This window comes from Rhizobium sp. SG_E_25_P2 (assembly GCF_029892285.1).
In the GTDB taxonomy this organism is placed as follows: Bacteria; Pseudomonadota; Alphaproteobacteria; order Rhizobiales; family Rhizobiaceae; genus Rhizobium_E.
The window spans coordinates 98,224-121,918 of the sequence record NZ_JARXVM010000020.1; the positions used below are offsets into that span (position 1 = coordinate 98,224).

Annotated in this window: 23 protein-coding genes; 12 read left to right on the top strand and 11 right to left on the bottom strand. The window is 62.3% G+C overall.

What is annotated here, in order from left to right:
* Positions 1 to 46 precede the first annotated feature (46 nt).
* A complete protein-coding gene (locus tag M2360_RS22845; RefSeq protein WP_280777692.1) occupies positions 47 to 1,612 on the bottom strand; it encodes a hypothetical protein in 1,566 nt (521 codons plus the stop codon).
* Positions 1,613 to 1,662: 50 nt separating this feature from the next.
* On the bottom strand, positions 1,663 to 1,839 hold the full coding sequence (locus M2360_RS22850; protein ID WP_280777693.1) for a hypothetical protein: 177 nt from the start codon (positions 1,837 to 1,839) through the stop codon (positions 1,663 to 1,665).
* Positions 1,840 to 2,024: 185 nt separating this feature from the next.
* Here M2360_RS22850 and puuE point away from each other — a divergent pair, with 185 nt between their 5' ends.
* Positions 2,025 to 2,948, top strand: coding sequence for an allantoinase PuuE (gene puuE, locus M2360_RS22855; RefSeq protein WP_280777694.1), 924 nt, complete (start codon positions 2,025 to 2,027; stop codon positions 2,946 to 2,948).
* A 229-nt stretch (positions 2,949 to 3,177) separates the two neighbouring features.
* On the opposite strand, the gene M2360_RS22860 is transcribed toward puuE, so the two are convergent.
* A complete protein-coding gene (locus tag M2360_RS22860) occupies positions 3,178 to 5,088 on the bottom strand; it encodes a PhoX family phosphatase (RefSeq protein WP_280777695.1) in 1,911 nt (636 codons plus the stop codon).
* A gap of 528 nt (positions 5,089 to 5,616) precedes the next feature.
* Here M2360_RS22860 and M2360_RS22865 point away from each other — a divergent pair.
* Positions 5,617 to 5,940: a type II toxin-antitoxin system RelE/ParE family toxin gene (locus tag M2360_RS22865; RefSeq protein ID WP_280777696.1), complete on the top strand. Its 324-nt coding sequence runs from the start codon at positions 5,617 to 5,619 to the stop codon at positions 5,938 to 5,940.
* Positions 5,941 to 5,955: 15 nt separating this feature from the next.
* On the top strand, positions 5,956 to 6,255 hold the full coding sequence (locus tag M2360_RS22870; RefSeq protein WP_280777697.1) for an addiction module antidote protein: 300 nt from the start codon (positions 5,956 to 5,958) through the stop codon (positions 6,253 to 6,255).
* A gap of 168 nt (positions 6,256 to 6,423) precedes the next feature.
* On the opposite strand, the gene alc is transcribed toward M2360_RS22870, so the two are convergent.
* The 4 genes from alc to uraD all read right to left on the bottom strand — a co-directional run bounded on the left by alc (position 6,424) and on the right by uraD (position 9,113).
* A complete protein-coding gene (gene alc / locus M2360_RS22875; RefSeq protein WP_280777698.1) occupies positions 6,424 to 7,428 on the bottom strand; it encodes an allantoicase in 1,005 nt (334 codons plus the stop codon).
* A 110-nt stretch (positions 7,429 to 7,538) separates the two neighbouring features.
* Positions 7,539 to 7,895, bottom strand: coding sequence for a hypothetical protein (locus M2360_RS22880; protein WP_280777699.1), 357 nt, complete (start codon positions 7,893 to 7,895; stop codon positions 7,539 to 7,541).
* A 12-nt stretch (positions 7,896 to 7,907) separates the two neighbouring features.
* The gene (locus M2360_RS22885; RefSeq protein WP_280777700.1) at positions 7,908 to 8,456 is read right to left on the bottom strand and encodes a hypothetical protein; all 549 of its coding nucleotides are present in this window, start codon (positions 8,454 to 8,456) and stop codon (positions 7,908 to 7,910) included.
* 168 nt (positions 8,457 to 8,624) lie between these two features.
* Entirely contained in the window at positions 8,625 to 9,113 is a 489-nt protein-coding gene (gene uraD, locus M2360_RS22890; RefSeq protein WP_280777701.1) for a 2-oxo-4-hydroxy-4-carboxy-5-ureidoimidazoline decarboxylase, read from the bottom strand.
* Between the two features lie 204 nt (positions 9,114 to 9,317).
* Here uraD and M2360_RS22895 point away from each other — a divergent pair, with 204 nt between their 5' ends.
* A complete protein-coding gene (locus M2360_RS22895; RefSeq protein ID WP_280777702.1) occupies positions 9,318 to 11,120 on the top strand; it encodes a methyl-accepting chemotaxis protein in 1,803 nt (600 codons plus the stop codon).
* 33 nt (positions 11,121 to 11,153) lie between these two features.
* Here the strand turns inward: M2360_RS22895 and M2360_RS22900 are convergent, their stop codons facing one another.
* The gene (locus M2360_RS22900; RefSeq protein ID WP_280777703.1) at positions 11,154 to 11,444 is read right to left on the bottom strand and encodes a hypothetical protein; all 291 of its coding nucleotides are present in this window, start codon (positions 11,442 to 11,444) and stop codon (positions 11,154 to 11,156) included.
* A gap of 331 nt (positions 11,445 to 11,775) precedes the next feature.
* Here M2360_RS22900 and M2360_RS22905 point away from each other — a divergent pair, with 331 nt between their 5' ends.
* From M2360_RS22905 to greA, 6 genes are all read left to right on the top strand, one after another.
* On the top strand, positions 11,776 to 13,311 hold the full coding sequence (locus M2360_RS22905) for a M10 family metallopeptidase C-terminal domain-containing protein (protein WP_280777704.1): 1,536 nt from the start codon (positions 11,776 to 11,778) through the stop codon (positions 13,309 to 13,311).
* A 173-nt stretch (positions 13,312 to 13,484) separates the two neighbouring features.
* On the top strand, positions 13,485 to 15,017 hold the full coding sequence (locus tag M2360_RS22910; protein WP_280777705.1) for a M10 family metallopeptidase C-terminal domain-containing protein: 1,533 nt from the start codon (positions 13,485 to 13,487) through the stop codon (positions 15,015 to 15,017).
* A 187-nt stretch (positions 15,018 to 15,204) separates the two neighbouring features.
* The gene (locus M2360_RS22915; RefSeq protein WP_280777706.1) at positions 15,205 to 16,248 is read left to right on the top strand and encodes an NAD(P)-dependent alcohol dehydrogenase; all 1,044 of its coding nucleotides are present in this window, start codon (positions 15,205 to 15,207) and stop codon (positions 16,246 to 16,248) included.
* Between the two features lie 171 nt (positions 16,249 to 16,419).
* Positions 16,420 to 16,629: a hypothetical protein gene (locus tag M2360_RS22920; protein WP_280777707.1), complete on the top strand. Its 210-nt coding sequence runs from the start codon at positions 16,420 to 16,422 to the stop codon at positions 16,627 to 16,629.
* A gap of 56 nt (positions 16,630 to 16,685) precedes the next feature.
* On the top strand, positions 16,686 to 17,147 hold the full coding sequence (locus M2360_RS22925) for a hypothetical protein (protein WP_280777708.1): 462 nt from the start codon (positions 16,686 to 16,688) through the stop codon (positions 17,145 to 17,147).
* Positions 17,148 to 17,252: 105 nt separating this feature from the next.
* Complete coding sequence (greA, locus tag M2360_RS22930) at positions 17,253 to 17,735, top strand: transcription elongation factor GreA (RefSeq protein WP_280777709.1); 483 nt, start codon at positions 17,253 to 17,255, stop codon at positions 17,733 to 17,735.
* 206 nt (positions 17,736 to 17,941) lie between these two features.
* Here greA and M2360_RS22935 read toward each other — a convergent pair whose 3' ends face one another.
* Positions 17,942 to 18,448 (bottom strand): SRPBCC domain-containing protein, encoded by a 507-nt coding sequence (locus M2360_RS22935; RefSeq protein WP_280777710.1) that lies wholly within the window; start codon positions 18,446 to 18,448, stop codon positions 17,942 to 17,944.
* Positions 18,449 to 18,538: 90 nt separating this feature from the next.
* Here M2360_RS22935 and M2360_RS22940 point away from each other — a divergent pair, with 90 nt between their 5' ends.
* Complete coding sequence (locus tag M2360_RS22940; protein ID WP_280777711.1) at positions 18,539 to 19,435, top strand: LysR family transcriptional regulator; 897 nt, start codon at positions 18,539 to 18,541, stop codon at positions 19,433 to 19,435.
* Between the two features lie 280 nt (positions 19,436 to 19,715).
* Here M2360_RS22940 and M2360_RS22945 read toward each other — a convergent pair whose 3' ends face one another.
* Complete coding sequence (locus M2360_RS22945; protein WP_280777712.1) at positions 19,716 to 20,903, bottom strand: glycosyltransferase family 2 protein; 1,188 nt, start codon at positions 20,901 to 20,903, stop codon at positions 19,716 to 19,718.
* A gap of 40 nt (positions 20,904 to 20,943) precedes the next feature.
* A complete protein-coding gene (locus M2360_RS22950; protein ID WP_280777713.1) occupies positions 20,944 to 22,476 on the bottom strand; it encodes a glycosyltransferase family 39 protein in 1,533 nt (510 codons plus the stop codon).
* A gap of 287 nt (positions 22,477 to 22,763) precedes the next feature.
* Here M2360_RS22950 and M2360_RS22955 point away from each other — a divergent pair, with 287 nt between their 5' ends.
* Positions 22,764 to 23,543 carry a hypothetical protein gene (locus M2360_RS22955; RefSeq protein WP_280777714.1) on the top strand — a complete coding sequence of 260 codons (780 nt, stop codon included), beginning with the start codon at positions 22,764 to 22,766 and terminating at the stop codon, positions 23,541 to 23,543.
* Positions 23,544 to 23,695 lie beyond the last annotated feature (152 nt).

Below are 23,695 nucleotides of genomic sequence, written 5' to 3' on the forward strand. Positions count from 1 at the left end.
GGATATTGAGGGGCGGCTCCTCAGCCGCCGTTCACAATGGAATTGTTTAGAAAATGAAGTATTTCGCTTGCAGAAGGTCGTCCGCCGCACCGATGTGCAATTGGTTTCCGTCCCCGAAATCGATCGTGAGGTCGGAAGCCGGGCCAGTCAGATGGCGCTTCAGATCAGTGAAATTGTCGATGCCTTTCACGTGGGAAAGATCGATCAGGTCGTGATCGCTCCCGGATATGTCCATGATGAATTCGTCCTTGCCCATGATTGAGCGGACCACGAATACATCTCTTCCATCTTCACCGAAAAAGCTGTCGTTGCCTTTGCCGCTAACAAAAGTGTCATGTCCATCACTGCCAGCGACGAAGGACCCACCTGATCCTGCAACGATTATGTCGTCACCTTCGCCGGCAAAAATTCTCGTCCGGTTGGTTACGCGCCCCATGTCGAATTGAGTGTCTTTGTCGGATCCATAGAGATCGGCATTCTGTTCGCTGCCGCGCCAAGTCAATTCGCCTCCGTCGGACAGGGTTATGTGACCGCGAACAGTCATCGGGTCACTCCTGACTTGTAGGTCAATGATTGTGCCGAGGAATTCAGTAGTAACGATGAGGTCGCCTTTGAAGATGAGTTTGTCGACGTTCCCGACTATGCCGGAAAGATCGCCGCTTGCGGCCAGACGGTCATACCCCCCGCCACCCTGAACGATCAGTTCGGTTTTCCGAGTTAGCGTACCGATGTCGAAGCGATCGTCGCCTGCGTCGCCATAGAGAGCCACATTTCCGCTTTTCGCCGTGAAGTTTACGACAAACATATCGCTGCCGTTACCCCCATGCGCCTCATCGCCGCCATTGTTGAGAATGAGCTTATCGTCGCCGCTATCGGCGCGAATGAGATCGGATCCGGTCTCGCCTCCGATGACATCGTCGCCGTCACCGCCGATCAGCGTGTCGTCGCCGCGTCCGCCCCAAATCATGGAGTCTTTGTCGCTGCTGCGCAGATAGTCGTTGCCTTCTTTCCCGTCGAAGTGAAATTCTGCACCTTTGCCGGACATGTCGAGACGGTCGTCGCCGTCTGAGCCTTTCAGTTGGTAATGGCCGATCACAACATCGAAAGTGATGGAAGACAAATCAAGGGGCGATCCAAGTTGAATGGTCGCGCCGGAGCCTGCAGCTCCGATCGACGTCACCGCAGACAGATCCAGACCGGTCAGGTTTACCGAGCCTCCAATGATAATCTTTTCAAAGCCCGACGATTTCGCGTCGATGCGGCCGGAAAATTTCAGCGTGTCGTAACCGTCGCCGCCGTCAACAATATCAAGCTTGTCCTTCTGACCCCGAATGCCATGGTCCACGACCGAGGAGATGTAATCGTCTCCAGCGCCGCCGCTCAATGTATCGCGCGCTTTGGAATCGAAGATGTAATCGTCACCGCCTTCGCCATAGAACGCGGAGCCTGTTTCATTCGCAACCAGGTTGTTTGAACGAATAATATCGCTGCCGTCGCCGGCCATGACAACGTTATAAAGATGAAGTTCGTTGTCTTCGTATTTGTAAAGTGCGCTCAAACTATTGTCGCCAGCATCGCCTTGGACCACGAGTCCTTTTGTGAAATTTGTCATATTACGTCATCCATGTCAGAAATTTCATGTCGTGAGAGGATAACCCTCTATCAAAAGGTGACATATCGTACGGACAGATCCCGCGCGGTCATATTCTTGGACTCGAGCACATTGCCGCCGCCATAGATCGTGCTGTGCACGTCCACCACGTCGCCGTCGACTGTATAGGTCGGCGAAAGCGCGTCATCGGCATCGGAACCATAAAGCGTGGAATAAGTGACACTCATCAAAATCGCCTTGAGTAATCTGATTAACACTCAAGTACAGTGAGTTGCATGATTTTCAATCACCCGCAACCGGTTTTAAAAACCGCGCGCAGCTGCGGCGCCACCCTCTTTCCGCCCCTCGACAAATCCGCCACACCGCTCTAGCCTTGCCGCACTGCAAAAGGCAAAACAATGAGGCGGAACAGATGATTGTCGATGTCAAGACCAGCCGGGATCTCGTGGGTTACGGGCGCAATATCCCCGATCCGCAATGGCCGGGCGCAGCCAAGGTGGCGGTGCAATTCGTGCTGAATTACGAGGAGGGCGGCGAGAGCTGCATTCTCGATGGCGACCCGGCGTCGGAGAACTTGCTGTCGGAAATCGTCGGCGGCGCGGCCTGGCCGGGGCAGCGCAATCTCAACATGGAATCGATCTACGAATATGGCTCGCGCGCCGGCTTCTGGCGGCTGCATCGGCTGTTCACCGAGCTTGAGGTGCCCGTCACCGTCTATGGCGTCACGCTCGCCATGGCCCGCAATCCCGACGCCGTCGCCGCCATGAACGAAGCCGGCTGGGAAATCGCCAGCCACGGCTATCGCTGGCATGAATACAAGGATTATCCCGAAGAGGTCGAGCGCCAGCACATTCTCGAAGCCGTCAGGCTGCACACGGACGTGGCTGGCGAGCGGCCCTATGGCATGTATCAGGGCAAGCCGTCGCTCAACACGCTGAAGCTGGTGATGGAGGAGGGCGGTTTCCTCTATTCCTCCGACAATTATTCCGACGATCTGCCCTTCTGGGTGCCCGATCTTGAAGGCAAACCCTTCTTGATCATCCCCTACACGCTCGACACCAACGACATGCGGTTCGCCACGCCGCAGGGCTTCAATTCCGGCGACCAGTTCTTCACCTATCTGAAGGACGCCTTCGACGAGCTCTATCGCGAGGGCCAGGCCGGCTCGCCCAAGATGATGTCGGTCGGTCTCCACTGCCGCCTCGTCGGCCGCCCAGCGCGCGTGGCGGCGCTGCGCCGTTTCGTGGAGTATGTGAAGGGTCACAAGGACGCCTGGACGCCGACGCGTCTCGATATCGCCCGGCATTGGCACGCGCATCACAAGCCGACTTGGTGAGGATGGAGGGGCGGCTGCGGTTGTGGCCACCCCCCTCTGGTCTGCCGACCATCTCCCCCTCAAGGGGGGAGATCGGATGCGGCGATGGCTTCCCCGATCTCAACGTTCGTGGCTAGGCGATGGTCGAGCCTCTGGCCAATCTCCCCCCTTGAGGGGGAGATGCCCGGCAGGGCAGAGGGGGGTAAACCCCAGCCTCAAACCCTAAACGCCGCCTCAAACCCTCAACGCCTCACGCCCCCACCGCGCCGCCGTCCTGCTTGCGGATCGCCACCACCGAAGGACGCGGCAGCGTCCCCTTGAAGTCGGGCCACAGCGTCGTCGCCTTGTCCAGCGTTTCGGCGTCCTCGGCCGGATGCTGCACCGAGACGAACAGCGTCTTGCCGTCGGGGGTGAAGCAGGGGCCGGTGGCCTCGGCGCCGGCTGGGCAGGTGAACAGCAGTTTCGGCAGGCCGCGCGCTGGGCCTTCGGTGTCGACGCCATAGATGCCGTCGGGCAGGCCGAAATCATTGGCGCCGTCGGTCGCCACCCACAGCCGGCCCTCGGGATCGAAGCTGATGTTGTCGGGGCAGACGAACCAGCCGTTGTCGGATGTTTCCGGATGGAAGTTGGCCTTGGTCGCGGCGTCCTTGGGATTGCCGGCCAGCACGAACAGATCCCATTGATAGACATCGGCCGTGTGGTCGGCCTCAGCCCCGCGCCCGCCGGGCGGGATCATCTCGACGATATGGCCCCAGAGATTTTCCGGCCGCGTATTGGCCGGGTTGAGCTTGTCCTGCTCGCGCTTCTTGTTCTTGGTCATCACGGCATAGACGCGGCCGGTCACCGGATTGGTCTCGAAATCCTCCGGCCGGTCCATCGGCGTCGCGCCCACCGCATCGGCCGCAAGACGGGTCTTCAACAGCACGTCTGCCTGCGAGGCGAAACCGTTTTCCGCCGTCAACTTGCCCTCGCCATGGACGAGCGGCAGCCAGTGCAGGCTGCCGTCGGCATCGAAGCGGGCGACCGACAGCACGCCCTCGTCGAGAATGTCCTTGCCGGTTTCGGGCCGGGCAGGGTCGTAGGCCGCCTTGGTGACAAAGCGATAGGTGTATTCGAAATAGTCGTCGTCGCCCATATAGACCACGATGCGGCCGTCCTTGTTGCGCACCACGGTCGAGGCTTCGTGGCTCATGCGGCCGAGCGCGGTGCGCTTGATCGGCGTGGACGCGGGGTCATAGGGGTCGATCTCCACCACCCAGTCGAAGCGGTTGGGCTCGTTGGGCTCCTTGTCCATGTCGAAACGGTCGTGGAAGCGGGCGCGGCCATAGATGTCGGAGCCGTCGAAGCCGTAACGGTCGAGCACGGCGGCGATGGGCGAGGCGGAGGTCTTGCCGCCGAATGTGTCGGAAGCGCCTTCCTCGCAGGTCAGCACCGTGCCCCAGGGCGTCACGCCGCCGCCGCAATTGTAATTGGTGCCCTTGACGATGCGGCCCTCCGGATCGGCCTTGGTCTTGACGAGGTCGTGGCCGGCGACAGGACCGGAGAGATGCATCTCGGTTTCCACCGTCAGGCGACGGTTATAGGGACTGTCCGTGACGATCGCCCAGCGCCCGCCGTCCATCTTCACCTCGACGATCGAATGGCCCATGGCGGCCATGCCGAAATCCACCTGGTCCTTGGTCATCTTCTGGCCGGCGTCGTCTTCGGTCATGCCGGCGAAGATCACATTGGGCGAGATATATTCGTTGTTGACGCAGAGCAGGCCGTGATCGGCCGAGCTCGACCCCTTCGGCAGCGACATGAAGGCGATATAGTCGCAATTATAGCCGAAGCGCAGGAGCTGCTCGGCGGCAGAGGGAACCGCGCCGGCGAACTCCGCGACATCCTTGGCCATCGGATCGCCCCAGCGGGCCACGACCTCGGCCGTGTAGCCCGGCGCCACCGCCATGTCCTTGTCATAGACGCGCTTCAATTCGGTGAAGCCGAGCGAGGAGGCGGCGGACGCCGCAAAACTCTCACCGGCAAACAGCGAGCCGACGAAACCGCCGCCCGCCGCCACCGCGCCGAACGTCGCCACGCCCGACAGGAAAGAACGCCGCGACACGCGCTCCGCGATGATGTCGCGAATAACCGGGGAAGATGTATTGGGACAGTCCGTCATGGCTTTGCTCCTTGAAAAAAGCGGGTCATCATGACCTCGCGCCTGTCTAGCAGCGGCGTGTGACAGCCATTCCGTCGCTTTGCCGGCGGTGCGTTCGGAGTTTCGCAGTGCCCGTCTTCTATCTCCAGCGTCTCGACCCTGCGACCGGATCCGCCCTGGCGGAAGCGCGCTTCGAGATCGAGGACACCGCCCGCCTCGCCGCCGCCCTCGGGATGGAGGGCGATGACGGGCTCTCGCATCTGCGGCCACCCCCCTCTGGTCTGCCGACCATCTCCCCCTCAAGGGGGGAGATCGGCTAGAAGCTCCCCCATCGCCCAGCCACTGCCGTCGAGATTGGCGAAGCCGGCGCCCCATCCAATCTCCCCCTTGAGGGGGAGATGCCCGGCAGGGCAGAGGGGGGTAGCCACAGCCGCAAACGCCCGCCGACCTTGGAGCCTCAGTGGATTGGCGCCTCGACCGAAAGACTTTGTCACTTCATAGGTGTCATATCTCCGGATCATGCTTTTCGTTTTTAAACGAAGGTGATATATGTTTGTCATACGCCATTATCTGACCAAAGGCGGGGCGGATCTTGTTGCCGAATGGCTTCGAGACCTGCGCGATCTCAGGGCGCAGGCGGCGATTATCCGTCGCATCAACCGTCTCGAACTTGGGAATTTCGGCGATCACAAGGCTCTTCGTGAAGGCGTAAGCGAATTGCGGATCGATCTTGGTCCCGGCTATCGCCTCTATTTTGGCCGTGCTGGCGACACCGTGATCCTGCTGCTCTGCGGCGGCGACAAGCGCAGCCAGGAAGCGGATATCGATCGCGCCTGCGCCTTTTGGCGAGACTGGAAGAGCAGGGGACACTGACGAGGAGTTTATGCCGTGAAAGACCGCAGCCATGACGACGCGATGTCGGAGATGTTCAGGGAAAACCCGGCGCTCGCCGCAGAGACCCTCGATCAGATCTTTGCAGATGGCGACCAAGCTGAACTGATGATCGCGCTCAGGCAAATGACGTCAGCATTCGGCGGTGTCCCGGTCGTCGCGCAGGCGGCCGAACTCAATGCCACGCAGCTCTATCGCACCCTGTCCGCCAAGGGCAATCCGGAGCTTCGCGGCCTCAGCGCAATTTTGAAGGCGATGGGTTTACGGCTCTCCGTGCGCCCAATCGACGCCGGCTGAGACACTCTAAAAGCGCTTCGCCCTCATCCCCCTGCCGGGTCCGTCTCCCCGCGCGGAGCGGGGAGACGGTGGATGCGCCAATGCCGGCGCTCCATATCCCTTTGCGCCGTTTTGCGCGCAGAGAAGTTTCCCGCCAAGCGGGAGGGGCCGTCCGACAGCCGCGATGGATTACGCCTTCACGCCCAGCAATCTCAGCCGCATCACGCCGCCATCGGGATGCATGGCGAAGCGGACATGGGTGACGGGGCCGATGGCTGCGACGGCGTCGCTCGTGAAATCGTGGATATGGTCCATGGCGAGCTTGGTCTTCGGCAGGATCGGCGTCCAGGTCTCCGACGCGGCGATTTGTTCCGGCGTCAGCGTGTCGCCGAGATCGGGCAGATAGGCGCCCAGGAGTTCGCAGGTGTCGGGGAAATTGCCCTTGTAGAAATGCGTGTCGACGGTGACCTTGCGGATGGCGCCGGCATGGCCGAGACGGATGATCGCCCAGTCATGGCCGGGGCCGCGGCGGCGCTTGGTTTCCCAGCCGTCGCCCATATTCTTGCCGCGGCCGGGCTCGAGCATCTTGTCGGGATGGCCGTAATGGGCGTCCGACCAGGCGAGCGATTTGGCGCCATGGAAGATGTAAGCGAGGTCGATCTCCTGATCGGCCCCGACCTTGGACCAGTCGAAGGCCGCAGTTCCATAGACGCGCAACCGCGCCACGCCGCCATCGGGATAGATATGCAGGCGCAGATGCGTCCAGATCCGGTCCTTGTCGGCATTCTCAAAGAAGTGATGCGCGGAGGGGCCGAGCGGGCTTTTCGCCACCAGTTCGGTCCACTGGGCGTCGTCATTCGGATCGGGCTCGCCATCGGGCGAAAACGCCGCCTCAATGGCGGCAAATGGCGGGTAGTTGCCGGTGAACCAATGCGTGTCGACATCGAAGCCTGAAATGCGGCCGGCCATGGCCAGCTGGATCACCGCGTGATCATGACCGGCCACGCGCTTGCGGCGGCTTTCCCAGCCGTCCATCCACTTGCCATTGTCGTCATAGAGATCGGGATCCCAGAGCGGTGGCTCGTCGGCGAGCATGCGGCTGAGAGGCGCGAAGAATTCGTCGGTGGAAAAGACCGCCGTCGCGCCCAGGCGGGCGGAGGCGAGATTGACGGCGCCCGCGGCGAAAGCGGGCATGTCGAGCGTTCCGTATGAGACTGGCAAGGCGTTCCTCTTTGTTCTCTTGGCTTGCTGCTTCGGCTAGCTATAGCGCGGGGAGAGAGGGATGGGAACGGGACTTGTGACGGTCAGGCGCCGAGGCTCAGAGGGCGGGAAAGCGTCTGCTCCAATTGCCGCAGGATTTCCCGCGACACCAGTCCCGCCACGTCGCGCGGAAGGCCGTCCAGAAAATCGTTTTGCGCATCAAGCCGGGCGGCGCCGACAACCCTCGCCAGTTCGATGGTGCTGATCGCCTGCCAGGCTCCGGCGATGGTGAGATGGGAGGCAGCCATATAGATGCGGTCACTGTCGGCGCCGCCATCGGAAGGCGTCTTGTCCAGCATCTCGGCTATTCCACTCAGCACGTCGCGCTTGTCCGTATCCGACCAGGGACGGCTCGACAAATCCTCGATCTGCGACGGTCTGAGAACCGCGACATCAATCATGCTGCTCTCCTCTCAGCCTCTCCATTCGATAAAGAATGGCCGCACCTGAATGTCGTAAGACGCGAAAACGTCTCTCACATTGTTGATGTGGCTCCTCGTTATGCCTTCTCGTTTGCCATATCTGCCGGAATTGTTGGAGATGACCCAACTCACAGGAGAATATCGCACCGGATCGTAAAACAATTCGCCACCAATTCTCGCCTCCTTCACCATTCCCGGCTCGACGGGATCGAGCAAAGCGGGATGGCCAAGTCGGACATGATGCGCCTCCATGGGCGGACCATTACGCGGCAGTATATAGCGCAATGCGCCCGTGTCACGCAGGACGACTTCTTCCATGGCAATCCTGATAGCGCCATCCTCATCCACCAGCCACAGGATGGGGGCGGTTTCATGGAATACTGCAGGAATCGCCAGATCGCCGGCGCACTCCAAATAAGTCTTCAAAACGGCAGCGACGTCTGCAAGCCTCTGCAGGCTGCGCGGCTGAATGTGCTGTTCCACTTCCGCTACCGGTCGCGCGGCGGGCCGGCATTGACCAAAACGCTCGTCCAAATCCATTCTCGCCTCCGGACGCATCGGCCAGAAGATAACTAGAACATATCGATTTGCAATCAGGAGTCGAGCAGTATCGACATGCCAGGCAACACCTTCAGCGACAGCCGACCTGCTTTCGGTCGACATAAGCGCGAATGGATTCGGATTGCCCCTGCTCGATCCGATCTCCCCTCACCACCCCATCGCCTCCAGCCGCAGCCTCGCGATCTTCTCCACCTCATGCGCCGCCGTGTCGAATTCCGTCAGGCGGGAATTGTGGATGCGGCGTTCGAAGGCGGCGAGGATGTCGTCCTTGTCGAGGCCCTTCACTGCGATGATGAAGGGGAAGCCGAATTTCGACTGGTAGCGGGTGTTGAGATCGGTGAAGCGGGCGAATTCCGTCTCGGTCAGCCGGTCGAGGCCAGCGCCCTTCTGCTCGGCGCGCGAGTCTTCTGTGAGCTGTCCGGCCACCGCCAGTTTGCCGGCGAGATCGGGATGGGCGCGCAGCACGCCAAGCCGCTCCTCGTCGCTGGCGGCGCGGAATTCGGCCGCAAGCGCGGCATGCACCGCCTGCGCCGTCAGGGGCGAAGGCGTCCCGGATGCGTCGAAGGCGCGTTCGGCGATCCACGGCGAATGTTCGAAAACCCCGCCGAAACGGGCCACGAAAGCGTTTCGATCCATTGTCTTCCCTCTGTTCGACCGCAAATCACGATGGCGACCATATAGGTCCGGCCGGCCTGCAAACAAGCGCAAAGCCAACCAAACCGTTAATCCCGACCAATCAGTCAGTAGAACTTACAGATGAGTTTATCGGGTATTCAATTTAATCTTTATCAACTTTACCGCTGCATTTTATTCCCAATTCCTTATTGACCGAGGTCTTACGTGAAAAATTTTTCAGTTCTGATCCGCATATCGATCCTGACCGGCTTCTGCCTCGCCGTTCTCGCTGCCGCCCTGTTCTTTCGCAACGAGGAGAGTTATGGCGACGTGGTGGCCGAGCGCAAGGCGATGCTCGCGCAGATGAACGAGAACGCCGCCTCGATCTTCAAGCGGTATCATGCGCTTGAAACCGAAGGGAAAATGACCAGGGAAGCCGCCCAGGCCGACGCCATCGCCCAGATCATGGCGATGCGCTACGGCGCCGACGGCTATTTCTGGATCAACGATCTCGACGCCCGCATGATCGCGCATGCCACCAAGCCCAAGCTCAACGGGACCGATGTATCAGGCCTCAAGGATCCTGACGGCGTCTATATTTTCCGGGAATTCGTCCGCACGGCGAGAGACAATGGCCAGGGTTTCGTCGATTACATGTGGCCGAAGCCCGGCTCGGACGCGCCGGTCGGCAAGAATTCGCATGTGATGCTGTTTCAGCCCTGGGGCTGGATCGTCGGCACCGGCGTCTATAACGACGATATCCAAGCCATTCACACCAATGGTTTGATCAAGACCACCGGCATTCTCGCGCTGGCGGGTCTGCTCACCATCCTGTTTTCGGTGATGATCGGCCGCTCGATTTCCGCGCCGCTCGGCGCCTTGAAGGCGGCGATGACCAAGATCGCCGCCGGCGACGTCTCCGAAGAGGTCTCCCATACCGATCGCCGCGACGAGATCGGCCAGATGGCCGCAGCCCTGGTCGAACTGCGCCGGTCGGTGGTCGAACGCCGCACGCTGGAAGATGGTCGCGCCGCCCAGCAACAGGCGATCGAGGACGCCCGAGCTCGCCAGGAGGCCGCCGATCGCGGCCAGTCCGAAAAGCAGCAGGCGGTGATGGCCGAATTCGAACGGGCGCTGGCGCTGATGTCGTCGGGCGATCTCACTGTGCGGCTGAGCGGTCTGCCCGCCGATTACGCCCGGCTGGAACAGGATTTCAACGGCGCGATCGGCAATCTCGCCGAGGCGCTCAGCGACATCGCCTACTCCACCGGCACGGTCACGCGCACGGCGGCCGAAATCGAGGCGGCCGTGGCGCAACTGTCATCGCGCACCGAGGGACAGGCGGCCAGCCTCGAAGAGACAGCCGCCGCGATCGAGGAAATCAGCCGCACCATCCAGTCCTCGGCGCGCAGCATCGACCAGGCCAAGTCCATGGCGGCGGCGGCCAAGACCGACGCGGCGACGTCCGGCGGCATCGTCGGCTCCGCCATCTCAGCCATGGGCCGCATCGAGGAGTCGTCGCGCAAGATCGGCGAGATCATCGGCGTCATCGACGAGATCGCCTTCCAGACCAATCTCTTGGCGCTGAACGCCGGCGTCGAGGCGGCGCGCGCCGGCGAGGCCGGCAAGGGATTTGCGGTCGTGGCGCAGGAAGTGCGGGAACTGGCGCAGCGTTCCGCCAACGCCGCCAAGGAAATCAAGGCGCTGATCACCGCTTCCAGCCAACAGGTGGGCGAGGGCGTGCATCTGGTCGAGGAAACCGGCAAGTCGCTGTCGGGCATCGACCGCCGGGTGGCGACGATCGACGCCAGCATCGGCGACGTCTCGACGCTCGCCCGCGAGCAGTCTTCCGGTATTTCCGAAATCAACGGCGCGATCAGCCAGATCGATCACATGACACAGCAAAACGCCGCGATGGTGGAGGAAACCACCGCCGCGACCGCAACGCTCAGGCAGGAAACCGAAAATCTCGCGCGTCTGCTCGCCCGGTTCAAGGTGGAGCAAGAGCGCCGTCGCGCAGCGGCGTGACGGCTGGTCTCGGGGGCGGCGCGGCGCCGGCGCTTATTTGTTCTGCAGCAACCACATCTTGCCGGCCATGGTGATTTCATGGGCGGTTGTCTCGACGGCGGCGTCCGCGTCGATGGTTTTGATCAGGCCGTGTTCGCGCAATTGCGTGATCGTGGCGGTGGTGACGGTCTTGATCGGCTGCGGGCGCTCCTTGAAGCGATCGCGCTTCAGATAGGTGATTTCCGCGTTCAGATGCGTCCACTTGTTCCCCTCGCTCGGATAAAGCCCGCCCTCCTTGGCGAGTTTCAGGCCCTTGATCTGCGTCGGGGTGAGTTCGATGGTCATGATGGTCCTTGGTGTGAGGAATAAAGGGGGCGGCAAAGGCCAGGATATGCGACCGGCCGCGCCCGGGAACGCGCGGAGACCGTTCCACGTGGGCCAAGGTGACGTTCGCCATGCGCGCTTTCGGCGCGCGCGGCTGCGCCGGTGGCGTCCTTATGACCCCACGAGACCCTTATGGCAAGCCCGACCACGTCAAACGCCTGAGATTCGCGGCTCTTGACTGGCTGACAGGCGCGGGGCGCCGCGTTTCTCATACTTCAAAGCCTTTGACAGCGGCATTGGTTTCCCAAATATCCGCCCCTTGGTGATTCCAGTCTAAAGGAGCAGGCGGCACATGGCGCGGGTTGAAAAGCGGACGATCGACGACGGCAACAATGCGTTCCTGGAAAGCATTCTCTGGAAAAAAGTGGACTCCGACACGATCTCCGCCTGGAATGACGAGCCGGTCTGGGTCTATTTCAAGGACACCGCCGCCAATAGCTGGACCTGGGCCGACAAGACTTTCTTCAAGTCGGTGTTCGACCAGTGGACGGATGTGGCCAGGGTCAATTATCGCCTGACCAATGACGTCAACAAGGCCGATATGGTCGAGACGATCGTGCCCCAGAAATTCTTCGGCGGCAATGGCGTCACGCTCGGCGCGCATGAAACGCCTTATTCGGAGATGAAGAACGGCGTCTCGCGCGGCTGGTACTGGAACGACATGCTCGAGAGCGGGTCGACGCGCCAGGGATCGATGATCTATTCCACCGTGCTGCACGAACTCGGCCATGCGCTCGGCCTTGCCCATCCGCATGACAATGGCGGCGGCTCCTCCCTGTTCGCCAACAAGCGCTATGACCATTCCGCCTATACGATCATGTCCTATAACGAAGCCTATAGCTTCGGCGCCAATGGCAAGATCACCCTGCGGGAAGGTCCGCTGGGCGGGATCGACCTGTCTTTCGGCCTGCGCATCGATCCGGCCGCCTTCGATATCGAGGCGATCCAGGCGATCTACGGCGTCAAGCAGGCGGCGCGCGGCGACAATGTCTATCACCTCTCCGACAAGAACGGCTATTGGACGACGCCCTGGGACACCGGCGGCACGGATGAGCTGCGCTATGACGGCGCCGGCCGCGCGGTGATCGACCTGCGCCCGGCCTCGATGAAACAGGGCGCGGCCGATGCCGGCGGCGGTCTCTCCTATGTCGCGGGCGTCTATGGCGGCGTGACCATGGCGTCCGACCGCACCGTCGAAACCGCCGTGATCGAGCGCGCCACCGGCGGCAGCGGCGACGACAGGATTACCGGCAATGACGCCGACAACCGGATTGTCGGTCGCGGCGGCGATGACATCATCGATGGCGGCGGGGGCAAATTCGATCTGGTCAATTATCGCGGCGAATACGCCGATTATTGGGTCCGCATTTTCGCCAGCGGCACGCTTGTCGAACACGAAAGTAACACCGCGAAGTTCGATGATGGCTTCGACCGTTTGAAAAACGTCGAATATCTTCATTTCGCCAATGGCTATATTTCGCTGGTCGGTGGCCGCGAAGGCGCCCACGCGCGCGCCGGAGGGCTGACGTTCGAAGTCGACGGCGTGGACCCCGGCAAGAGGTTCTCGATGCTTGTCGGCTTCACCTCCGGTGAAGACACGATCGTGTTGAAGGACGCGCTGTTCGACGGTCTCGACAAGGGCCGGTTCGACGCGGATCAGTTCACGCTCGGCCAGCAGGCGCTCGACGCCGATGATCACCTGATCTTCGACCGCGACGCCCGCGCGCTTTATTACGACGCCGATGGCGCAGGCGGCGACGACCAGGCGCTGGTCGCAGTCTTCGGCACGATCGTCGATGTCGCGGCCAGCGATATTCTCGTCGTCTGACGAAGCCAGATCCTTGCACTCGGCGCGCCAGCCCGTCCGGCGCGTCTTTTTCTGGGTGGATAGGCCGGCGCCGCCGTTTGCAATATGTAAAACCTTTGACAGCGCCGCAGGTTTCTTAACTATTCAACCGCAGATCGGCTGATTCACGGAACGACAGCGGGAGGACACAAGCAATGGCCACAGTCATCAAGCGGACGGTCAAAGACGACGACAACGCATTTCTCGAAGGCATCATGTGGAAGGGCGCAAGCTCCACCACGATCAAGGCCTGGAGCACGGATGAGCCGCTGCAACTGTTCTTCCAGAATACCGCCAATCATACCTGGACCGTGGCGCAGAAGAATTTCTACCAAAACGTGCTCGGCGAATGGACGTCCGTCAGCAGGCTCACTTTCGAGGTGACCAACAGCCTCTCGCAGGCCGATCTGGTCGAAAAGATCGTGCCGCAAAGCGCCTGGGGCGGCGGCGGCATCACTTTCGCCGATCATGAAGTGCCCGGCGACGCCTTGCTGTATGGCAACGCCATCGGCCGTTTCTGGAACAAGCTCGTCGATCCCTCCGATCTCACAGCCGGATCCTTCGCCTATGAGACGCTGTTGCATGAACTCGGTCACTCGATCGGGCTTGCCCATCCGCATGACAATGGCGGCGGCTCCAGCATCTATTCCGACAAGACCTATGACCATGTCCTCTATACGATCATGTCGTATAACGATAATTACAGCTTCAAGTCGGACGGCTCGATCAAGGTGCAGAAAGGCGAACTCGGCCCGCACAGCCAGACCTACGGCTTCCGCATCGATCCCGCCGCCTTCGACATCGAGGCGATCCAGGCGATCTATGGGGTCAAGCAGTCCAATACCGGCGACAATGTCTACACGCTGTCCGACAAGAACGGCTATTGGACGACGCCCTGGGACACCGGCGGCAAGGACACTCTGAGCTATGACGGCGACAGGCGCGCCTTCATCGATCTTCGCCCGGCCTCGATGAAGGAAGGCGCGAGCGACGCCGGCGGCGGCGTCAGCTATATCTCCGGCGTGTTTGGCGGCGTCACCATGGCCTCCAACCGCACGGTCAAATCGGCCGTGATCGAAAACGCCATCGGCGGCGACGGCAATGACACGATCACCGGCAACAGCGTCAACAACCGCATCACCGGCGATGACGGCAATGACACGATCAATGGCGGCGGCGGCTCCGGCGACATCGCGGTGTATCGCGCCAATCTGGACGACTATACCATCACCTATCCAGGCGCGGCCGTGGTCCTCACCCAGAAGGCGGGGACGGGCTCCTTCGACGACGGAACCGACCGCGTCACCAATTTCGAATATTTCAAATTCAAGGATGGCCTGTTCGCCTATGAGCGCGCCAGTGAGACAGCCCGCAGCGACGGCCACGCCTATCTGCTCGATGACAGCCTGACCGACAAGGTCGCCTCGCTGATCGCCGGCTTCGTCGTCGGCGAGGATCTGCTCGAACTCGACGCGTCGGTGTTCACGGGACTCGGCAAGGGCGTGGTCGACGACGGCGTCTTCACGCTCGGGTCGGCGGCGAAGGACGCCGACGACCGGCTGATCTACAACGCCGCCCGCGATGCGCTGTTCTATGACGCCGACGGTTCGGGAGAGGGAGAAAAACTGCTCGTCGCCCGCTTCGCCGACGATGTCGATCTCGGCGCGCGCGACATTCTGGTGGTGTAATCCGCCTTCGGTTTCAAGCAAATGCGCCGGGTCTCATGGCCCCGGCGCATTTTTATGGCGGTGTCCTTATTTTTGAACCGGCCTTGCAGCCTGATTTTCGCGACCTATATCGTTTTCGCTCTCCTTTCGCCCGCCATGTTTTCCGTCGCGGGCGTTTTCTTTCCATCCGCCGAAAATGAGGTTTCCCATGCCGATCGCCAAAGGCTACGCCGCCACCGATGCGAACAGCCCGCTTGCGCCCTTCACCTTCGAGCGCCGCGCCCCCAATGACGACGATGTCGTCATTTCCATCAAATATTCCGGCATCTGCCATTCCGACATCCACCAGGCCCGCAACGAATGGGGCGGCTCGATCTATCCGATGGTGCCCGGCCATGAAATCGCCGGCGTGGTGACCGAAGTCGGCGCCAATGTGACCAAGTTCAAGGTCGGCGACCATGTCGGCGTCGGCTGCTTCGTCGATTCCTGCACCCAATGCGCCATCCGCGATCTCGACAATGAGCAATACATGCCGGGCCTGATCGGCACATACAACGCCTATGAAGCCGACGGCAAGACGCCGACCTATGGCGGCTATTCCGACACGATCGTGGTCAAGGAAGGCTATGTGCTTTCCATTCCCGCAAACCTGCCGCTCGACGCAGCCGCTCCGCTGCTCTGCGCCGGCATCACGCTCTATTCGCCGCTCAAGCACTGGAACGCCGGCCCCGGCAAGAAGGTCGCCATCGTCGGCATGGGCGGCCTCGGCCATATGGGCGTCAAGCTCGGCGCGGCCATGGGCGCTGACGTCACCGTGCTCAGCCAGACGCTGTCGAAGAAGGAAGACGGCCTGAAGCTCGGCGCCAAACACTACTACGCCACCTCAGACGCCGAGACCTTCAAGACACTCGCCGGAAGCTTCGACCTGATCCTCTGCACGGTCAGCGCCGATATCGACTGGAACGCCTATCTGTCGCTCTTGAAGGTCGACGGCGCCATGGTGCTGCTCGGCGTGCCGGAAAAGGCGGTGCCGGTGCACGCCTTCTCGCTGATCGGCGGCCGCCGCACTCTGGCCGGCTCGATGATCGGCTCGATCAAGGAAACCCAGGACATGCTGGATTTCTGCGGCCAGCACGACATCGTCTCCGAAATCGAGACGATCTCGATGGACCAGGTCAACGAGGCCTATGAGCGCGTGATGAAAAGCGACGTGCGCTACCGCTTCGTCATCGACATGGCGACGCTGGCGTAACACGGTTGCGGCGCGGCGCTCCTTCGGGAGACGCCGCGCCTGCCTTGTCGACCGCTCTTGGACCGTCCGGGATGTCGTCATCTGACGGTCAATGTCGGCGATCTCTGCTCTCTCTCCGTCTCGGCATGGGATCGCGTGGTTTTGGCGCCGCGTTGAAGACAACCGGACTCCATGCTATATATCTCTTCTCACGGTGAGGTGATCGAGATGACGACGGCGATAGTGCGTGAAAACCCTGCCGACGGTCAGGATGAAAAAGAAACACAAACCGACCGCTTGCTTCGGATCGCCGAAGGCGCCAAACACGCCAAGCGCGATGGCGGGATCGACATCACGCGGATGACGACGGAAGAGCGTAGAAAAATCCTTTTCGGGCGCTGAATGCGACCATGGATGGGGTTTTGAAGCTTCCCCGCATCCAGAGGAGGCCGTTGGAGGTGATTGTTTCTCCTCTCTTCAAGGCGGATTCCTATTATCGCGGAAAGCCGGACCTTCAGCAGCATGTCCTGGACCTTGTCGAGGCGATCGTCGACGGAGATCCCTTCCCCGATTGGGCCTATAGAAGCGGGATCGATCACGACGACCCGCCGGATCGCCTTCTTTCCCGTTACGGCGTCATGCATCTGCATCTGGGTGCGAAAAACTCGAACGACCTTCTGTTTCTCATGCAATTTCAGGATCATGTCGTCATTCTCGCCATCGGAAATCACCGGCATTTCGCCGAAGAGCCGCCTGGAAAGCTGCTCTATCAGTTTCACGAGGCCAAGGTCGCCGAGTTAAACCGGCTGCGCGAGGAACAACAGCGTCAGGCGGATGCCAAAGCCGCGCTCAAGGCCGCCAAGGAGTTGGAGACCAAAAAGAAAGCCGTCAAAAGCGGCTTCTTGCCTCGCAAGCGTTGAGATAAGAACAATCCCCATCGCGTCCGGCTTCCGTCAGCCCCGTTTGACCGTTTCAGGCAATGTGGGACAAGGCGGATCCCGCCATCGCCAATGAAAGGACCTATCATGAGCGTCGCCTTCCTGAAGGAGGAGAGCGCCGAAGCCGCTTCGGAAACGCAGTTGCCGCCGCGCGAGATCTCGCCGCATGCCAATCTCGTCACCGAAACCGGGCTGAAAGCGCTGGAGACCGCGCTGGCCGCCGCGCGCGAGGCCTATCAGGCGGCCAACGCCATCGAGGATGTCAACGAGCGCCGCCGCCAGCAGGCCGGGCCGCTGCGCGACGCCCGCTATTTCGCCGAGCGCCTGGCCAGCGCCCAGCTGACGCCGCCGCCGGCCGGCTCTGACGTGATCGCCTTCGGCTCCACCGTCACCTTCCGCCGCGAGGATGGTCGCGTCGAAACGTACCGCATCGTCGGCGAGGACGAGGCCGACCCCAAATTAGGCGCCATCTCCTATGTCTCGCCCATCGCCCGCCTGCTCAACGGCAAATCCGCCGGCGACGTCATCGTGATGGCGGGGAAAGAGATCGAGATCGAGGCGGTGGGGTAGGGTCGAGCTTGCCGCCACACCCCCCCCCTCTGTCCTGCCGGACATCTCCCCCTCAAGGGGGGAGATTGAGGGATGCGCCGGCTTCCCCAAGTCTCGTCGTTCGTGGCTGGGCGATGGTCGCGCCCCCAGCCAATCTCCCCCCTTGAGGGGGCGATGGTCTGCAGACCAGAGGGGGGTAGCCCCACCGAACCCAACCAATCAACCCCTTACACGCTCCCGCCTCGCGCCGCCTCGATCAGTCCGTCCAGCCATTCCTGGTGGCCGTTGATCATCGGATTGGGCCGGGCGGTGGCCAGCGCGCGCGCCGGGGCGCCGTTCTGGGTTTCCTGGGTGAGAATGCGGACGCGGCCGGCGGAGAGATCCTCGATCAGCCAGGCGTGATGCACGTCGAGCCGGTCGTCGCCGTCGCCCGCCCAGCCATGCCAGGCGATGCGCGCCGCCTGGCATGGCGCGGGCGCGCGGAATTCCACCACTTCGGCGTCGACCGGAAAGCCGAAGGTGCGGAAGAAAAAGCGGCTGCCAAGCGCCAGCTCCTCGCCGCCGCCATGAATCTCGACATCCGAGGAATTCTTGTAATAGCCGGGCCAGGCATGCGGCCGCGCCAGCAGAGGCCAGATTTCGGCGCTGGTCAGCCCCGCCGCGATCACTTCGTTGGAGCAGAAATTGTCGGTGAAGCCCGGGATATAGTGGTCGGGCCAGAGGATGTCGCTCATCGGTATTGTCCTTGTCTTCATTTCGATGCTGGCGTCATGCCTTGAGCTAAGATATAAATCAAATCGGCATTCTTTATCCTTGGTATATCGATGGCTGATATCAGGACTCTCGATCTCAATCTGCTGAAGGCGCTCGACGCGCTTCTGGAAACGCGTTCGGCCACGCGCGCCGCCGAAAAGCTTGGCCTGACCCAGCCCGCCGTCAGCGGCATGCTGGCGCGGCTGCGCGAAGTGTTCGGCGATCCGCTCTTCGTGCGCAGCCAGCGTGGATTGATCCCGACGCCGCGCGCCGAAAGCCTTGCGGGTCCCTTGCGGCAGGCTCTCGGCGAGATCAACAGGCTGGTGTCGCCGGCGCTGTTTGATCCGGCGACGGCCGAGATAACGGTTAGCATTGCCGCCACCGATTATGCGCAGCGCGCCGTGATCCTGCCGTTTCTGGCCGATCTCCGCCGGCTGGCCCCCGGCATCCGTATCGCTGTGCGTCCCGTCGACCTTGCCGATCTGCCGCGGCATTTGGAGAGCGGCGGCCTCGACATGGCCCTGGTGACGCCGGATATGGCGGCAGAAAACCTCCGCATCCGCCGCCTGTTCGAGGAGAGCTATGTTCTGGCGATGCGGCAGGGGCATCCGGCTGCGGATGCGAGGATGGATCTCGACCTGTTCCTTCGTTGCGAACATGCGATCATGTCGCATGACGGGGCGCGCTTTACCGGCGCGACCGATCACGCGCTGGCCGAACTCGGCCTCGCCCGGCGCGTCGTCGCGGCCCTGCCGAGTTTCATGGCGCTGATCGACCTTCTGCGCATGAGCGATGTGATCGCTCTTCTGCCGCGCCGGCTCGTGGCCGGACAGACGGGACTGGCGCTCTGCGAGCCGCCGCTCGCGGTGGCCGGCTTCACCAAGGTTCTTGCCTGGCACGAACGCCTGCAGCGCGACCCCGCCCAATCCTGGCTGCGCGACCGCATCGCGGCGGCGGCGGGAGGGTGAGGGTGAGGGGTCGGAGTTCGCGGCCACCCCCCTCTGGTCTGCCGACCATCTCCCCCTCAAGGGGGGAGATCGGCAAGCTGCTAAACAATCGCCCAGCCACCAACGCCGAGATTTGGGTATGCCCGCGCCCCATCCAATCTCCCCCCTTGAGGGGGAGATGTCCGGCAGGACAGAGGGGGGTGGCCACAACTGCCTATGCCTGCCGATCCCAAACCTGCCGCCGTGGATCCTGGTGATTCATCGTCCCAGACCAGAGGGGGGTAAACCCCAGCCGCCGCTCTCACTTCTTCCAGATCAACGCCGAGCTCACCGCGTAATTGAACACCGCGCCCATCACCGCGCCAGCCAGCCCGGCCAGCCAGGCGGTGGCGCTGAAGGAGTAGATCCAGCTGGCGACCCCGACATTGCCGATCGAGCCGATCGAACAGGCGAGATAGAATTTCACCAGCCCGGTCATGAAGCCCCAACCTGTCAGCCGCGCATCGCGATAGGTCAGGCGGTTGTTGAGCACGAAATTCCAGGTCATGGCGGTGATGACCGCGAGCGCCTGCGCCCAGCCGAAGGCGAGGCCGAGATGACTGATCCCGAATTGCAGCATCATCAGATGCACGGCCACGCCGGAGGCGCCGACGGCGGCGAACATCAGGAAGCGCACGGGCAGCGCCCCGCCGAGCAGTTTGGAGAAGATCAGCCCGAGATAATCCAGCGTCACCAGCGCGTCGAGCTTGCTCTCGCCATGCTGGCGCGCCCTGAAGCGATAGGTCAGCTCGACGATGCGCTTGTCGCGGCCCGCACTCCACAGGAGATCAGCGAGCAGCTTGTAGCCCTGGCTGGAAAGCTCAGGCGCATGCGCCTCGACGATCTCGCGCCTCAGCATGAAGAAGCCCGACATCGGATCGGTGACGGAGACGCCCATCAGCCCGCGGGCAAGCCTCGTCGCCATCTCGCTTCCCCAGCGGCGGATGCCGGAAAAGCCGTCGCTGGCGGATCCGCCCTCGGCGTAGCGGCTGGCGATGGCGATGTCGGCGCCGGCGCGGATCTCTTTCAGCATGTTCGGCAACAGCGTTTCGTCATGTTGGAGATCGGCGTCGATCACCGCCACGACGGGCGCGGACGACGACAGCATCCCCTCGATCACCGCCCCCGACAGCCCGCGCCGCCCGACCCGGCGAATGCAGCGCAGCCTGGGATCGCGACCGCCGATCGATTTGGCAAGCGCGGCGGTGCCGTCCGGACTGTCGTCATCCACCACCACCGCCTCCCAGGCCACGCCCGCGAGCGCGGCGTCGATACGGCGGAAGAGCTCGGCGATGTTGTCGCGCTCGCAATAGCTCGGGATCACCACGGTCAGCTCGATCGCGGCGCGGGGCAGGGGGCGTGCGTCTTTCCCGGCCTCACGGGCCAAAGGCGGCGCAACCCTGGCGTCCGCGCCGGTCTGAAGTCTCGGAAGAAGGTCGAAATCGCTCATGGCTCAGCTGTCTTTCCGTGATTGCAGGAGAAAGGTCGCGTCAGTCGAAGAGTTCCACCTTGGCCAGCGAATTGCCGTAAAAGCGCACGAAGCGGCGCTGATCGGCAATCGCCGAACGGATGATCGATTTGGGGTCGTAGAGCGAAATCGACACCTGCACGAGCCAGACGCGACGGTGGCTTTTGAGAGCCGCCTCGACGATCGTCCGGTCCTCGGGCGCGATCTCAGGCGCGCCGAGATTGCTCATATAAATGCGGTCGAGCCCGCGCTGCGGATAGGGGCCGGGGACATAGATAACGGGCGGGAACTTGGCGTGACGCCGGGCGTAATACTCCACCGCCACGCTGCCCTCGGCGGGCGCGGCGATCACCACATCGCCGGGCTGGGCATTGTCGGCGATCACTTGCGCGATCATCTTCCAGTCGTCGATCGGTCTTTCGAAATCCTCGACCACCTTCTGCACGGACAGGCCGATCACCAGCGCGGCAAGCGCGGCCTTGATCCAGAGCCGACCCGGCAGCGACACTATCCCATAGGCCGCGACCAAAAGAGCCAAGGGAACCATCCAGTCGAACAATCGCTGGATATAAATCGGCTTGACCGCAAAACTCACCGCCAGCAGCGCGTAAAGCGGCAGAACCAGAGTCACGCCCGCCACGATCGCCTGCCGCGGCGCCGCCTGCGCCATGCGGATCACCCCGAGGATCAAGAGCGTGGCGGCGAGACAGAGCGCGATCCCATCGCCGCCGATCACCAGTTCCCAGGCGCTCCAGAGATCCCGGGGTTTTGGGGTCAGCCAGAAGGCGAGGTTCATGAAGGCCTTGGATTGGGCGAAGAAGATCGGCGCATAGGGCGCCCAGACCAACAGCGCCAGCACGCCCGCGCCCGTGAGCACGCCGAATGCCATCAGCCGCCGACCTGCGGGAACGAGCGGCAGCGTCGCAAAGAGCCCGGTCCAGAGCCCGAAGGCGACGAAAAAAGAGGTGTTGTGAAACAGCAGCGACGCCCCCGCCGTCAGCCCCATCATCAGCGCCGGCCCGATCCAGTCGCCGCGCGGCGCCGTGTCATCGGTGCGCGCCAGTCGCTCCACCAGCGCAAGCGCGGCGAGAATGGCGAGCGTGAGAAGCAGCGTCTGCAGCGCATAGGGCCGGACATTCTGCGCATCGCGGATATTGGCGGCGTTTACGGCGACAAACAGCGCGGCCATGAGCCCCGCCGCTTCGAACCGGGACGACGGCGCGATGAACCGGCCCGAGACCGCCACCGCCGCAATCGTCGCGAGACTGGCGACCAGCGACAGCGCGCGCAGCCCCGCTTCATTGTCGCCGAATAGGCCGGACCACGCCTTCAGCAGCGTGTAATAAACCGGCGGATGGGTCTCGTATTGCGGCACGTCGCGCCAGAGGTCGACAAAGCTCTGGCTGGCGAACCACTGACTGTAGAGCTCGTCGATCCATAGCGAGCGCGCGCCGATCTCGGGCAGCCGAAAGCCCAGCCCGATCATCATGACCAGCAATGCCGCCAGCCAGAACCAGCCGCTTTTCCGCTCCGCCGTCATGGTGTCGTTCGTCATCTTCACCTTTGGCCGCCCCGCCGCGCGAGCGCAGCAAGCCTTTGATCGCCGTCGATCAAACCTGTGCTGCGGCGCATAACGTTTCAAGGGGAATTTTGTTGCAGTTGCGTGATCGGCGCGGACCATTTGCGGGAGAGGCCGGCAGGGGCGTCGAGCGCGCCGCCGCCTGCAATTGCCATCACCCGCCAGAGATGTTCCGGCGGGAACAGCCTGCGAAGATGAAGGCCGGCATAGTCTTTTCATGAGCGGCGCGGAGGGCGCGCCGCCGAACCCCGGGGGGACACGCCATGACGCCGGCAGCCAATGCAATCCTGATCAAGCGCATCAACAGCTTCGAATTCACCGGCGTCATCAATCTCGGCGAGGACGCCGCCAGAACCGGCTTCAACAATTTGACCCTGGGTTCCGACAGTTTCGTCCTCAACCCGCGTTTCGACTTCTCGACCGATTACCGGATCAACGCCCGTTCCGGCCATGATGTGATCGGCACCAGCGCCGGCGACGACATCATTTATGGCGGCTCCGGCAATGACCGTCTCAATGCCGGCAAGGGCGCCGACGATGTGTTCGGCGGCTCGGGCAATGACACCATTTTTGGCGGCGCCCATCAGGACGACATTCAGGGCGGCTCGGGCGTCGACGTGATCGATGGCGGCGCCGATCGCGATATGATCAGCGGCGGCCGCGGCGACGACGCGCTGACCGGTGGTTCTGGCTCGGATGTCTTTATTTTCCACACCGGCGACGGCGTCGATCGGATCACCGATTTCACTCAGGGCCAGGACCTGATCGCGCTCGGCGCCGAAATCCTGCGCGTTCTGCCGGATACGTTCCAGGGCGCCTATGACGTGGCCGCCGCGCTGATCAATGTCGATCACCAGGGCGATTTCACCATCATCAGCGGCCAGTTTAACTCCACCGAACAACTGATCTTCGATATCGACACCCGCATCCTCTCCTTCGATGCCGACGGTTCCGCAGGACCGGGCGAGGCGGTGGACCTGATGCATCTGGAATCGGTCGCTCGCCTGCAGGCCTCGGACTTCTGGGCCCCGGCGGCGTTTTGAGGGGCGGTAAAGAAGGGCGTGCGCCATCGCTTGGCGCAGGCGGAGAGGGCGTGCATCGCCCCTTGCATGTTGGATTTGCGCTTGGTGATGTATCTTGCGCTCGATCACCCGGGGGTGGCCACCCCCGGGTGATCGACGGGCGGGACCGTATG